Source organism: Stutzerimonas chloritidismutans AW-1, from assembly GCF_000495915.1.
In the GTDB taxonomy this organism is placed as follows: domain Bacteria; phylum Pseudomonadota; class Gammaproteobacteria; order Pseudomonadales; family Pseudomonadaceae; genus Stutzerimonas; species Stutzerimonas chloritidismutans.
The window spans coordinates 19,440-32,019 of the sequence record NZ_AOFQ01000052.1 but is presented as its reverse complement, the minus strand read 5'-3'; the positions used below and the strand labels follow the sequence as shown (position 1 = coordinate 32,019).

The following is a 12,580-nucleotide window of genomic DNA, read 5'->3' as shown; positions in this document are numbered from 1 at the left end:
GTTATCCAGCTCCTATCGACCGCGACATTGGGGGAAAGTCCCCTCAAAACCCCGAAACACCGACAGCGTGCAGCCTGTGACGCAGCAGCTGCAGCTCCGGTGCATGAAAGAAGGTATGCAACTGTTCTGCGCGTGCCTTTCCAACCCCCGGTTCCGCCTGCCATTGCGCCACGCTGCGTGCCGCCAGTACGTCCCAGTCGGGCTGCAATGTCAGCGGCAGATTGACCGGCATGCCCAGCGCCTTGAGCCATCGGCCCGCTGGCTTCTGCCGGGCGAGAGCGAAGCTCGCGACCAGCTTGCTGGCGCGCGCCTCGCCGATGCCAGGGACCTGTTGCAACATCGCCGCGTCCAGCTCCAGCCAGGCGAGCAGATCGGGCAGCAGTCCGGCGTCCAGCAGGGCCTGCCAACTGCCTTGGCCTACCCCGGCAAGGCCAAGCCCCTGCTTGCCGCTCAGCCAGACCATACGGGCGATGAACTGCTGCTCACAGCCCGGCGTTGGCTGCCAGCAGCTGTGCGCGTGATACTGCGATGGGTCCGGTGCCGCGACCTCTGCCCGTTCGGTGCTGCGCCAGACCACCGAGTCCAGTTGCGGGACGCTATGCCCGGCGAGTGCAACTGCGACCTGGTCGCGGGGGCGCACATCCAGTTCGCGCCAGCGCTCCAGCGAGCCGAGGCTGAGCGTACGGATACGGCGATCATCGAGATGTACCGGCGCCAGCTGCAGCATGGGCGTGATGCGCCCGGTGCGGCCGATGCGAAACTCCACGGCGCGGACCTCGGTCACCCCCTTGCGCAGCGGATGTTTCCAGGCCGCCGCCCAGTGCGGCTCTGCCTGCCAGCGCTCGGCAGGCGGGCGCGTGCCTTGCCGCAACACCACGCCGTCGGTGGCGAACGGCAGCGGTTGCCGATACCACTGTTCGCGCCAATGCTGCGCTTGCGCGGGACCCTGTAGCGGAAGACTGAACCGCTGACTGTCGCTGAACCCCATGGCGGCCAGCCGCTGCAGACGGAGGGTCATCTGCTCCGGCCCGTTCGGCCAGTCCCAGACGAAAAGGCCGATCTGCGCCGCCGTATCGGTGTCCAGCCGGTTGCTGGCCATGGCGCCGGCAACACGGCCGCGCGCGCCAGCGCTGCCACGCTCCGCCTGCACATGTTGCTCCAGACGCCAGTAGAGTTCGCCTTGCAGTATCACCTCGCCAGGCGCTGCAAGACGGGACGGAACCGCCGGCAGCTGCCGGACGTGGGCTGTCCAGTCCTGTCCGCTGTGACCATCGCCGCGGCTGATGGCCTGCTGCAGCACGCCGCCACGATAGACCAGGGTGACCGCCACGCCGTCCACCTTCGGCTGAATCCACAGGTCCTCGCGGCGCTCGATCCAGGCGGCGACCGCCTGTTCGTCGGCGAGCTTGGCCAGCCCGGTCTGCATTACCGGATGCCGTACCGGACCGCCGGCGCCGTCCAACGGGGCCTGAGCCGCGACGGTGCTCGGGAAGCAACGCTGCCAGTCGTGCAGGCGCACACGGCTCTGGTCGTAGATTTCGTCATCCACCAGCGACAGGCCGCGGCGGTGATAGGCCTCGTCCCAGTGTTGCAGCTGTCGTTGGAGGCTGGTGATTTCCTGTTGCGCTCGCGCATCGTTCCAGGCTGGGCAGACGGCGAGGCATAGCGGCGAGAAAAGGCACAATAACAGTGCGATCAGGCGTTGCATGGCGAGCATCCTTGCTCTGATGAGTTGGTCTGGCCTCACTCGTTGAAGGCCGGCTCATTGTCGCCGGCTCGACGCGGCGCGACCGTGCGTCAGCGCATATTGAACAGTTCCTGGTGGAAGTCTCTTGGCGGCAGGCCGTGGCGTTGCAGGTCCCTGCTCAGATCCTGACCGAAGCCCGCCGGGCCGCAGAACCAGACGTCGCTGTCCTGCCATTGCGGCGCCAACTGGCGAAGGCGCTCGGGCGTCAGGCGCCCGCCCTCGCTGGCTACCAGCACGTGCAGGCGCACCCGGGCGCGTGCGGCCAGTTCGCGGATACGCTCGATGAAACTCTGGTCCGGCGCGCTGGTGCAGTAGAACAGATCGACGTTGTCGCCCTTGCCGCTCGCGGCGAGCGCCTGCAGGCGGCCAATGAAGGGCGCAATGCCGATGCCGCCGGCCACCCAGATATGCCGCGGCTTGCGGCTATGGAAGTCGAAGCAGCCATAAGGCCCTTCGACCTTCACCGCATCGCCCACCTTCAGGGTGTCCGGCAGGGTGCGGGTGTAGTCACCAAGGCCCTTGATGGAGAAGGCCAGCCTGCCGTCGTTGCACCAGGCTGAGGACAGGCTGAAGGGGTGCGGCCCTTCCTTGTCGTCGAAGGTGACGAAGGCGAACTGCCCGGCCTTGTGCCCCGGCCAGGGACCATCGAGCTTGATATCGACGCGCAGCACGCGGTTGTCGCGATGATGGGTAAGCCCATCAATGCGACCAACGACCTGATGCTTGCGGCCGATGCGGCGCAACAGCGAAATGCAGGCCGCCACAGAACCCGAAGCCATCATCACGGCAAGGACCAGGCCCAGCGGCGATGTCCAATAGTCGGGCGGCGTCAGCACTACCGAGTGCGCCACCAGCGCCAGATAGACCAGTGCCAGCCAACGGTGCGTCTTGAAGAACCAGCGGTAGGGGAAGCGCTTGACCAGCGCCAGCACGATCAGAATCGCCGCCGCATAGAAGGCCCATTCGCCGATCGTCTCGGCGAGGCCGCGAAAGCGCTGCAGCAGCGCGAAGATACCTTCGTGCAGCTGGCCGTCGCCGCCACGTCGCGCCGGCTTTTCCAGCCAGCCGAAGCCGACCAGCCATTTCGGTATCTGCCCCCAGCCCCAGTGGAAGATGGCGATCACCAGGGCGCTGATGCCCAGCCACTTGTGCAGTCGATAGGTCTTGTCCAGGCCGTCGAAGAAGCGTTCGAAGCGCCGCGGCCGTACCGCCAGCACCATCGCCACGCTCATCGCAACGATGCCGAGCACGCCGCTGTAGTGCACCAGGACCTTGCGCAGCGGCCAGAACTGATAGCGCGCCATGATGAAGTCGTCCACCAGCAACCAGAGCAGCGTCAGTCCGACGAACAGCGCGACGTAGGTGAGTTTTATCTGTCTCATCTCGGGAAAGCCTCCTTGCTGGCGTCCCGTGTGCCAGCGCTTCCAAGCATGTATGCAGCGCTGCGACGCCGCCATGATCACGGTCACTGCGAGTCGTGGCCGGGAGATGGCGGGCGCCCTACGGTGCGTTTTTATCTACAATTCCGCCCCTGATTCCTCGAAGAGACGAGCCCGTGCAACCAGTGATCGCCATCGAGCAGCTCACCAAGACCTACGCTTCCGGCCACCCGGCGCTCAAGCGCATCGACCTCGAGATCCACAAGGGCGAGATATTCGCCCTGCTCGGGCCCAACGGCGCCGGCAAGACCACGTTGATCAGCATCATTTGCGGCATCGTCAACCCCGGCAGCGGGCGAGTGCTGGTCGACGGCCACGATATCGTTCAGGACTACCGCGCCGCGCGTTCGAAGATCGGCCTGGTACCGCAGGAGCTGTTCAACGAGGGCTTCGAAAGCGTCTGGGCGACGGTGCGTTTTTCGCGCGGCCTGTTTGGCAAGGCGCCGGACGATTCGTTCCTGGAGAAACTGTTGCGCGATTTGTCGCTGTGGGACAAGCGCAATGCCCGCATCCTCGAGCTTTCCGGCGGCATGAAGCGCCGCGTGATGATCGCCAAGGCGCTGTCCCACGAGCCGTCGATCCTGTTCCTCGACGAGCCCACCGCCGGCGTCGACGTCGAGCTGCGTCGTGACATGTGGGAAATGGTCCGCGGCCTGCGCGAGCGTGGCGTGACCATCATCCTCACTACCCACTACATCGAAGAAGCCGAGGAAATGGCCGACCGCATCGGGGTGATCAGCCGCGGCGAGATCATTCTGGTCGAGGACAAGGACGTGCTGATGCACAAGCTTGGCAAGAAGCAGCTGACCCTGCACCTGCAGCGACCGCTGGCCGAGATTCCCGCGGAACTGGCCAGCTATCCGCTGGAGCTCACCGATGCCGGCAACCAGCTGGTGTTCACCTTCGACGCCCAGCATGAGGATACCGGCATCGCCGAGCTGCTCCGGCGCCTGGCGGCCCACGGCATCGACTTCAAGGATCTGCAGTCGAGCCAGAGCTCGCTGGAAGAAATCTTCGTCAATCTGGTTCACGGTCGCTGAGGAAAAGCCCGCATGAATTTCTACGCGATCCGCGCGATCTACCTGTTCGAACTGGCGCGCACCTGGCGCACCCTGCTGCAGAGCATCGCTACCCCGGTGATCTCCACCTCGCTGTACTTCGTGGTGTTCGGCTCGGCCATCGGCGCGCGCATGGAGGCGATGCACGGCATCCCCTACGGCGCGTTCATCATCCCCGGCCTGATCATGATGGCGCTGCTCACCGAGAGCATCTCCAACGCCTCGTTCGGCATTTACATGCCTCGCTATTCCGGGACTATCTACGAGGTGCTGTCGGCGCCGGTGTCCTATGTCGAGATCGTCATCGGCTATGTCGGTGCGGCGGCGACCAAGTCGCTGGTGCTCGGCGTGATCATCCTTGTCACCGCGCGGCTGTTCGTCGATTACGAAATCCAGCACCCACTGATGATGACGCTGTTCCTGGTGCTGACGGCGGTCACCTTCTGCCTGTTCGGCTTTATCATCGGCATCTGGGCCGATGGCTGGGAGAAACTGCAGATCGTTCCGGCACTGATCGTCACGCCGCTGGCCTTTCTCGGAGGCAGTTTCTATTCCATCGAGATGCTGCCGCCGCTGTGGCAGAAGGTCACCCTGTTCAATCCGGTGGTGTATCTGATCAGCGGTTTCCGCTGGAGCTTCTACGGCGTCTCGGACATCAGCGTCGGTGTCAGCCTGGCGATGATCCTCGGTTTCCTCGGCGCCTGTCTGCTGGCGGTGTGGTGGATATTCAAGACCGGCTATCGGTTGAAGAACTAGCCCGTAACGAAAACGCCCGCAGATGCGGGCGTTTTCATTAGCGCGTCGGGGGGGCTTACTTGCCGAACATCTTGCCCAGACCGAGAACTGCATCCTTGGCTTGGGTGACAGCCTGGACCTTCTCATTCACTGCTCCAGCGTCGTCGCCAGCTGCGTTGGCTGCCAGGCCGTCGGCGTCCAACTGAGCGCAGCCGTCTTCGACCTGATTCAGCGCATTGCTGAGTTTTTCGTTGCCTAGCATCTGGCCGAGCAGCTTGCCGGTTTCCAGATTGCCCTGCTGGGCGGCCAGCTGCGCTTGGCATTTGGCTTGCGCGTCAGTGGTGGCGGCCTGCAGCGAGGTGCTGGCGAGGATGACGGCGGCACAGCCGAGAATGAGGGAAATACGCATGGATACGCTCCTTGTAATGCCGATCACAACAGGTGATCGATCGAGTCCGTTCGAAAAGGGCGCTGATGATAGCTGTTGGCCTGCATAACGGAAAGGCTCTGGAATGGAGGTTTCGTGATGCACTGCTGGCAGCGGAGGGTGTCTGTTGCGGCTCTACCCCTCTTGAAAGCAAGAAGCCCCGCGCGGCTTGCGCCGGCGGGGCTTCTTGTCGGTGCGGTCGCGCTTACAACCCGGCAGCGGCGCGCAAAGCGTCGGCCTTGTCGGTCTTTTCCCAAGTGAAGGCGGTGAAGGTGTCGGCCCCCACCGTCATCTCGTAGGGATTGCGGCCGAAGTGGCCGTAGGCCGCGGTGGCGCGGTACATCGGGTGCAGCAGGTCGAGCATGCGGGTGATCGCGTAAGGGCGCAGATCGAAATGCTCACGGACCAAAGCGATGATCTTGTCGTCGCTGAGCTTGCCGGTGCCGAAGGTGTTCAGCGAGATGGAGGTCGGCTGCGCTACGCCGATGGCGTAGGACACCTGAATCTCGCAACGATCGGCGAGGCCGGCGGCGACGATGTTCTTCGCCACGTAGCGGCCGGCGTAGGCGGCCGAGCGGTCGACCTTGGACGGGTCCTTGCCGGAGAACGCACCGCCGCCATGGCGGGCCATGCCGCCGTAGGTGTCGACGATGATCTTGCGGCCGGTAAGGCCGCAGTCGCCCACCGGGCCGCCGATGACGAACTGGCCGGTCGGGTTGATGTGGTACTGGGTGTCCTTGTGCAGCAGCTCCGCGGGCAGGCTGTGCTTGATGATCAGCTCCATCACCGCTTCGCGCAGGTCGCTCTGCTTGACCTCGGGGTTGTGCTGGGTGGACAGCACGATGGCGTCGATGCCGGCGACCTTGCCGTTCTCGTAGCGGCAGGGGACCTGGCTCTTGGCGTCCGGGCGCAGCCATGGCAGCAGGCCGTTCTTGCGTGCTTCGGCCTGGCGTTCGACCAGGGCGTGGGAGAAGCGGATCGGCGCCGGCATCAGCACGTCGGTCTCGTTGCTGGCGTAGCCGAACATCAGGCCCTGATCACCGGCACCCTGGTCTTCCGGCTTGGTGCGGTCGACGCCCTGGGCGATGTCCACCGACTGCTTGCCGATGATGTTGATGATGCCGCAGGTGGCGCCGTCGAAACCGACTTCCGAGCTGTTGTAGCCGATGTCGACGATGACGTCGCGCACCAGTTGCTCCAGATCGACCCAGGCCGAAGTGGTGACTTCACCGGCAACGATCGCCACACCGGTCTTGACCATGGTTTCGCAGGCCACGCGGGCATGCTTGTCCTCGGCGATGATGGCGTCGAGCACCGCATCGGAGATCTGGTCGGCGATCTTGTCCGGATGCCCTTCGGACACGGACTCGGAGGTAAAAATCGAGTATTCGCTCATCTATCGGTTTCCTATTACCGGTGGGTGAGTCGGTCGTCAGGGACGGACCGGGAAAAGTACCGGGCCTGGATCTGAAAACCGTTCTTCAAGCCAATGTAGAGGCTCTCGCCGGGCGTGAGCCCCGCGGCATCGGCCCAACGGGCCAGATCGTCCTGTTCGAAGCCCAGCCAGAGATCGCCGCAGGCCTCCCTGGCCCAACTCTGGTTGTGGCTGCACAGCTCCGTGACCAGCAGACTGCCGCCCGCGTTCACCAGCCGTGCCAGTTGTTTGATCGCCTCGCCGGGCGCCGCCAGGTGATGCAGCACCATGTTCAGCACCACACAGTCGGCCGGCGGGCAGTCGTCGTGCAGTGCGTCGGCGAGCTTCAGCTCGACGTTTGTCAGCCCCGCTTCCTGACAGCGCGCACGCGCCAGGTCGAGCATGGCGGGGCTGTTGTCCAGCGCCACTACGCGTGCGAAGCGCCGCGCCAACTCCGGCAGGAAGCTGCCATCCCCGGGACCGACTTCCAGCGCCGTGGCGCTGGCATCGAAGTTCAGTGCATCGAGCAAGGCCACCACGCTGTCGCGATACTGCGGCAGCCCGGCGATAAGGTCCTGGCGGGCCTGAAAGCTGTCGGCCATGCGCGCGAAGAAATCCTCGCTGGCGGCGCTGCGCTGGGCATGCACGGCGGCGATACGGGCCTCGATCTCGCGCGGCAGCTCCAGCCGATCGGCTTCCTCGAGCAGCGCCGCGTGCAGCTTGCCGCCGGGGCTGTCGGCCAGCGGCAGGCTGCGCCGGTAGAACACCGCGTTGCCTTCGCGGCGGGTTGCCAGCAACCCAGCCTGGGTAAGTACCTTGAGGTGGTGGCTCATGCCGGACTGACCGATGGCGAATATCTGCGCCAGCTCGAGCACGCCGAACGAATCACTGGCCAGCGCCCGCAGTACGTTCAAACGCAATGCATCTCCGCCGGCCTTGCACAGGGCGGCGAGCGAATCACTGGCGTCGAAACGGATCTGGGGCATGCGCAGGCTCATAAGGCGCGCAGTCTAGTCGGTCACTTTTCGTACAGCAAGGGCAATATCAAAAAGTTTTGATATTGCCCTTCTGGGCGAAGGGTTACTGCAGCAGGCGGGACAACCCCAGGGTGCACGACACCAGGCCAAGGCCGATGAGGAAGTAGTTCGGCAGGATATCCAGCAGGCGCTGAAGCAGTCCTTCGCCGGCCAGACGGCGCGAGAGCAGGCTGTAGGCGAGCAGGATGCTCAGATCGATCACCGCCCAGATCACGATGAGCACCGTCGCCTGTGGCGCGAACGGCTGCGCGGGCAGGATGAAGCCGGGGAGGAAGGCGAGAAAGAACAGGATGTCCTTGGGGTTGGACAGGCCCACCGCCATGGCCCGCCAGAAATAGTGCGCCTCGCTGCGCTTGGGCATGGCGGCCTCGCTGCGTCCGCCGCACAGGCTGTCGCAGCCCAGCCAGATCAGGTACAGGCCGCCGAGGATCTGCCCGGCTTCGAGCACCAGCGGGTCGAGGTCCAGCGCCAGGTAGATCATCACCAGTGCGGCGATCATCAGGATCTGCGCAGACAGCGCACCGCCGAGAATCGTCCACAGTGGCCAGCGCCGGCGCGCGTCGGATACCACCAGTGCAACCACCGGTCCGGGAGAGGCGATCAACAGGGCGACCGCCGCGGCAAAGGCGAGATAGGTTGCGTTCATAGTTCGGTCACCAGGCCGAATACCCGGCTGCGTTTGCCCAGGCGCTCGGCATAGAAGTTCGGATTGGTGATGGCGAAGGCGCGCTGGATCCAGCGATCGCTGCCGTCGAAGCGTGCACTGAAGGGGCTGCGCGCGTGAGCGGTGCGGCGATTGTCGATGATCAGCATGTCGCCACGATTCAGCCGCACCGGCTCGACCACCTCCCAGGCTATGGCGCGCAGCTTGTCCATCAGTTGTTGGGCGCGGCTGCTGAAGGCCAGCATGAAGTGCGGGTCGAAACGGAAGAAAGGTGCATCCGGGTCGCCGTAGAGAATGGTCTGGTGGCGATTGATGTCGATGCGCTGGTTCTTTTCGGTGGGACCGTAATCGGACAGGAAGTTGTACGGCTCGGTGAGGAAGAACGCCTGCTCTTCGAAGGTCAGTCGCTCGAGGATGCGCTCGATCGAGGCGATATAGGTGACCGCCTCCGCGTCGGGGTCCTGGCGCAGGCAGAGCAGCACCAGATAGTCGGGCAGTACGGCGTGGAAGGCGTTTTCCGTGTGCAGGTCCAGTTCGGTATCGAAACTGTCCGACGTTGCACCGCGGGAATGTGCCTGCTGCGGGAAGAAGTTGTTGACGATGCAGCCCTCGGACTCCTGCAGATAGCCGATCGGTTCGCCGAGAAGGGCGGTGGCCTGCAGCAGAAGGCGCTCGCTGCTGTCGTCGGGTTTGCAAAGCAGGTCGCGGCTCAGCGGTGTTGGCGGGATGTCGCCGATGGGCAGGCTTTCGAGGGTCATGAAGCCTTTCTTGTTACCGAACAGCCTGAAATTGATGATCTGGCCGATCTGCTCATGCTGCAGCGCGCTCTTCTCTACCGCATTGGCCAGGAGCGTCTCGTAGTATTTGTTCTGCATGGCATCCTTTCCTGAGTTTTAATTGGTGCGCGTGCGCGTTAAGTGAATGCCGAAGCTGGCCCGGAACCCATTGCTGGCGCAGTATTGGGACGCTGGAAAAGATTGGAAAATGGAAAAAATGACCCCTAAGGATGAGTTTTAGTCATGCCGGATTCGGTTGTCGCAGCACCGCGCATGCCGCCGCTCTATGCCTTGCGCGCCTTCGAGGTGGCGGCGCGTTTCGGCTCGTTCACCCAGGCCGCGCAGAGCCTGTTCATCACCCAGAGTGCGGTCAGCCGGCACGTGAAGACGCTGGAAGAGCATCTCGGCTGCCAGCTGTTCGAGCGGCACGGCTCGCGTCTGACGCTGACCGATGCCGGGCGACTGCTGGCGCAGGAGTTGAAGATCGGTTTTCGCACCATCGAAAACGCCTGCGTTGCGGTGACCCGCCAGCGCGGTGCGTTGCGCCTGAAGGCGCCGTCGACGCTGACCATGCGCTGGTTGCTGGGCACGCTGGAGGGCTTTCATATGGCCAATCCGCAGAACCGCGTGCAGTTGACCAGTGCCTGGATGGATCTGGACGCAGTGGATTTCAGTAGCGAGCCGTTCGACTGTGCAATTCTGCTTGGCAACGGCGGTTTCCCCGCTGATTGGCGACGGGTGAAGCTGTTCGATGAGTGGCTGGTGCCGGTCTGTGCCCCCGAACTGCTTGGCACCACGGTCTGGACCACGCAGCGGCTGGGCGAGGCGGAGCTGATCCATCCCTCGCGGGATTGCCGTGACTGGCGGCGCTGGCTGCAGCGTACCGGGCGCGCGGATCAGATCGCCTGGCAGCAGGGCAAGCTGTTCGACACCCTCGAGCTGGGCATCTCCGCCGCGGCGCAGGGGCATGGTGTCTCGATCGGCGACCTGGCGCTGGTCGGCGCCGAGCTGCAGCGCGGCAGCCTGGTGCTGCCGTTCCATCAGGCAGTGAAGTCCGGTGACAGCTATTACCTGGTCTGGCCTGGCGGCGGCGATGAGTCGGCGACCCTGATGCGCATGCGCGATTACCTGCTCGAACACCTGCCGGACGTGACCAGTCAGGGCGTCGAGCTGTTGGATTGAGCTTGCGGGGCGGCCATTCAGTCATTGCCGCGGCCACCCTCGGTAGGGGAAAATGGCCGCCTTTTTCTACGTACACCCCGCAGGAGATTCAGCGATGCCCAGCCGTCGTGAGCGAGCCAATGCCATCCGCGCCCTCAGCATGGATGCTGTGCAGAAAGCCAACAGCGGCCACCCGGGTGCCCCCATGGGCATGGCGGACATCGCCGAAGTGCTCTGGTGCGATCATCTGAAGCACAGCCCGACCAACCCGCAGTGGGCCGACCGCGACCGCTTCGTGCTGTCCAACGGCCACGGCTCGATGCTGATCTATTCGCTGCTGCACCTGACCGGCTACGACCTGACCATCGATGACCTGAAGAACTTCCGCCAGCTGCACAGCAAGACCCCGGGCCACCCGGAGTTCGGCTACACCGCCGGCGTCGAGACCACCACCGGTCCGCTCGGTCAGGGCCTGGCCAACGCTGTCGGTTTCGCCGTGGCGGAGAAGGTCATGGCGGCGCAGTTCAACCGCCCCGGCCATAACATCGTCGACCACAACACCTATGTGTTCCTCGGCGACGGCTGCATGATGGAAGGCATCAGCCACGAAGTCTGCTCGCTGGCCGGGACCCTTGGCCTGAACAAGCTGATCGCCTTCTACGATGACAACGGCATCTCCATCGACGGCGAAGTGCACGGCTGGTTCACCGATGACACCCCGCGTCGCTTCGAAGCCTATGGCTGGCAGGTGATCCGCAACGTCGACGGCCACGACGCCGACGAGATCCAGATGGCCATCGAGACCGCGCGCAAGAGCGACCGTCCGACGCTGATCTGCTGCAAGACCATCATCGGCTTCGGCGCGCCGAACAAGCAGGGCAAGGAAGAATCCCACGGTGCTGCCCTGGGTGACGCCGAGATCGCCCTGACTCGTGAGGCGCTGGGCTGGAAGCATGGTCCGTTCGAAATTCCGGCCGAGATCTACGCCGAGTGGGACGCCAAGCAGAAGGGCGCCGACGCCGAAAACGAGTGGAACAAGCGCTTCGCCGCCTATGAAACCGAATTCCCGGCGCTGGCGTCCGAGTTCAAGCGGCGCATGGCCGGCGAGCTGCCGGCTGACTTCGCCGAAAAGGCCAGCGAGTTCATCCGTGAAGTCGCCACCAAGGGCGAAACCATCGCCAGCCGCAAGGCCAGCCAGAACTGTCTGAATGCCTTCGGCCCGCTGCTGCCGGAGCTGCTCGGCGGTTCGGCGGACCTCGCCGGCTCCAACCTGACCCTGTGGAAGGGCTGCAAGCCGGTAGTCGCCGAGGACGCTTCGGGCAACTACATGTATTACGGCGTGCGCGAGTTCGGCATGGCCGCGATCATGAACGGCATCGCCCTGCACGGCGGCCTGATTCCGTACGGCGCAACCTTCCTGATGTTCATGGAATACGCCCGCAATGCCGTGCGCATGTCCGCCCTGATGAAGCTGCGCGTGCTCTACGTCTTCACCCACGACTCCATCGGTCTTGGCGAAGATGGCCCGACTCACCAGCCGATCGAGCAGCTGACCAGCCTGCGCACCACGCCGAACCTGGACACCTGGCGCCCGGCCGATACCGTCGAATCCGCGGTGGCCTGGAAGCATGCGGTCGAACGCAAGGACGGCCCGAGCGCGCTGATCTTCTCGCGTCAGAACCTGCCGTTCCACGTGCGCGACAACGAGACCGAGGCGGCCATCGCCCGCGGCGGGTACATCCTGAAGAACTGCGCCGGCGAGCCGGAGCTGATCCTCATCGCCACCGGTTCGGAAGTCAGTCTGGCGGTGCAGGCCGCCGACAAGCTGACCGAGCAGGGCCGCAAGGTGCGTGTCGTCTCGATGCCTTGCACCAGCGTGTTCGATGCCCAGGACGCCGCCTACAAGCAGCAGGTGCTGCCGGTGGAAGTCGGTGCACGTATCGCCGTCGAGGCGGCGCACGCGGACTACTGGTACAAGTACGTTGGCCTTGACGGTCGCATCATCGGCATGACCACCTACGGGGAATCGGCTCCGGCCAATCAGCTGTTCGAGGAATTCGGCTTCACCGTCGACAACATCCTCGCCGTCGCCGAAGAGCTGCTGGAGGACTGACCGCAAAGA

At 64.3% G+C, this 12,580-nt stretch carries 11 protein-coding genes; 4 read left to right on the top strand and 7 right to left on the bottom strand.

Going from position 1 to position 12,580, the window contains the following annotated elements:
* Positions 1–43: 43 nt before the first annotated feature.
* A complete protein-coding gene (ligB, locus tag F753_RS40910) occupies positions 44–1,708 on the bottom strand; it encodes an NAD-dependent DNA ligase LigB (protein ID WP_023446052.1) in 1,665 nt (554 codons plus the stop codon).
* Positions 1,709–1,797: 89 nt separating this feature from the next.
* Positions 1,798–3,129, bottom strand: coding sequence for a ferredoxin reductase family protein (locus F753_RS40905; protein WP_023446051.1), 1,332 nt, complete (start codon positions 3,127–3,129; stop codon positions 1,798–1,800).
* A gap of 173 nt (positions 3,130–3,302) precedes the next feature.
* On the opposite strand from F753_RS40905, the gene F753_RS40900 reads away from it, so the two are divergent.
* A complete protein-coding gene (locus tag F753_RS40900; protein WP_031298037.1) occupies positions 3,303–4,226 on the top strand; it encodes an ABC transporter ATP-binding protein in 924 nt (307 codons plus the stop codon).
* Between the two features lie 12 nt (positions 4,227–4,238).
* Positions 4,239–5,000 carry an ABC transporter permease gene (locus tag F753_RS40895; RefSeq protein WP_023446049.1) on the top strand — a complete coding sequence of 254 codons (762 nt, stop codon included), beginning with the start codon at positions 4,239–4,241 and terminating at the stop codon, positions 4,998–5,000.
* Between the two features lie 55 nt (positions 5,001–5,055).
* On the opposite strand, the gene F753_RS40890 is transcribed toward F753_RS40895, so the two are convergent.
* The 5 genes from F753_RS40890 to F753_RS40870 all read right to left on the bottom strand — a co-directional run bounded on the left by F753_RS40890 (position 5,056) and on the right by F753_RS40870 (position 9,396).
* Positions 5,056–5,388: a hypothetical protein gene (locus tag F753_RS40890; protein ID WP_023446048.1), complete on the bottom strand. Its 333-nt coding sequence runs from the start codon at positions 5,386–5,388 to the stop codon at positions 5,056–5,058.
* Between the two features lie 223 nt (positions 5,389–5,611).
* A complete protein-coding gene (gene metK / locus F753_RS40885; RefSeq protein ID WP_023446047.1) occupies positions 5,612–6,802 on the bottom strand; it encodes a methionine adenosyltransferase in 1,191 nt (396 codons plus the stop codon).
* A 14-nt stretch (positions 6,803–6,816) separates the two neighbouring features.
* Positions 6,817–7,818: an ArsR/SmtB family transcription factor gene (locus F753_RS40880; protein ID WP_023446046.1), complete on the bottom strand. Its 1,002-nt coding sequence runs from the start codon at positions 7,816–7,818 to the stop codon at positions 6,817–6,819.
* Positions 7,819–7,900: 82 nt separating this feature from the next.
* Positions 7,901–8,503 carry a LysE family translocator gene (locus F753_RS40875; RefSeq protein WP_023446045.1) on the bottom strand — a complete coding sequence of 201 codons (603 nt, stop codon included), beginning with the start codon at positions 8,501–8,503 and terminating at the stop codon, positions 7,901–7,903.
* Positions 8,500–9,396 carry a TauD/TfdA family dioxygenase gene (locus F753_RS40870; RefSeq protein ID WP_023446044.1) on the bottom strand — a complete coding sequence of 299 codons (897 nt, stop codon included), beginning with the start codon at positions 9,394–9,396 and terminating at the stop codon, positions 8,500–8,502. Before F753_RS40870 ends, F753_RS40875 begins: the two co-directional genes overlap by 4 nt.
* A 144-nt stretch (positions 9,397–9,540) precedes the next feature.
* On the opposite strand from F753_RS40870, the gene F753_RS40865 reads away from it, so the two are divergent.
* Together F753_RS40865 and tkt are read left to right on the top strand one after the other, a co-directional pair.
* On the top strand, positions 9,541–10,479 hold the full coding sequence (locus F753_RS40865; protein WP_023446043.1) for a LysR substrate-binding domain-containing protein: 939 nt from the start codon (positions 9,541–9,543) through the stop codon (positions 10,477–10,479).
* A 94-nt stretch (positions 10,480–10,573) separates the two neighbouring features.
* The gene (tkt, locus tag F753_RS40860; protein WP_023446042.1) at positions 10,574–12,571 is read left to right on the top strand and encodes a transketolase; all 1,998 of its coding nucleotides are present in this window, start codon (positions 10,574–10,576) and stop codon (positions 12,569–12,571) included.
* Positions 12,572–12,580: the final 9 nt, after the last annotated feature.

Bases quoted from the DNA above. Each gene is read 5' to 3' on its own strand.
- ligB (WP_023446052.1), bottom strand. From the start codon at position 1,708: ATGCAACGCCTGATCGCACTGTTATTGTGCCTTTTCTCGCCGCTATGC.
- F753_RS40905 (WP_023446051.1), bottom strand. From the start codon at position 3,129: ATGAGACAGATAAAACTCACCTACGTCGCGCTGTTCGTCGGACTGACG.
- F753_RS40895 (WP_023446049.1), top strand. From the start codon at position 4,239: ATGAATTTCTACGCGATCCGCGCGATCTACCTGTTCGAACTGGCGCGC.
- F753_RS40890 (WP_023446048.1), bottom strand. From the start codon at position 5,388: ATGCGTATTTCCCTCATTCTCGGCTGTGCCGCCGTCATCCTCGCCAGC.
- metK (WP_023446047.1), bottom strand. From the start codon at position 6,802: ATGAGCGAATACTCGATTTTTACCTCCGAGTCCGTGTCCGAAGGGCAT.
- F753_RS40880 (WP_023446046.1), bottom strand. From the start codon at position 7,818: ATGAGCCTGCGCATGCCCCAGATCCGTTTCGACGCCAGTGATTCGCTC.
- F753_RS40875 (WP_023446045.1), bottom strand. From the start codon at position 8,503: ATGAACGCAACCTATCTCGCCTTTGCCGCGGCGGTCGCCCTGTTGATC.
- F753_RS40870 (WP_023446044.1), bottom strand. From the start codon at position 9,396: ATGCAGAACAAATACTACGAGACGCTCCTGGCCAATGCGGTAGAGAAG.
- F753_RS40865 (WP_023446043.1), top strand. From the start codon at position 9,541: ATGCCGGATTCGGTTGTCGCAGCACCGCGCATGCCGCCGCTCTATGCC.
- tkt (WP_023446042.1), top strand. From the start codon at position 10,574: ATGCCCAGCCGTCGTGAGCGAGCCAATGCCATCCGCGCCCTCAGCATG.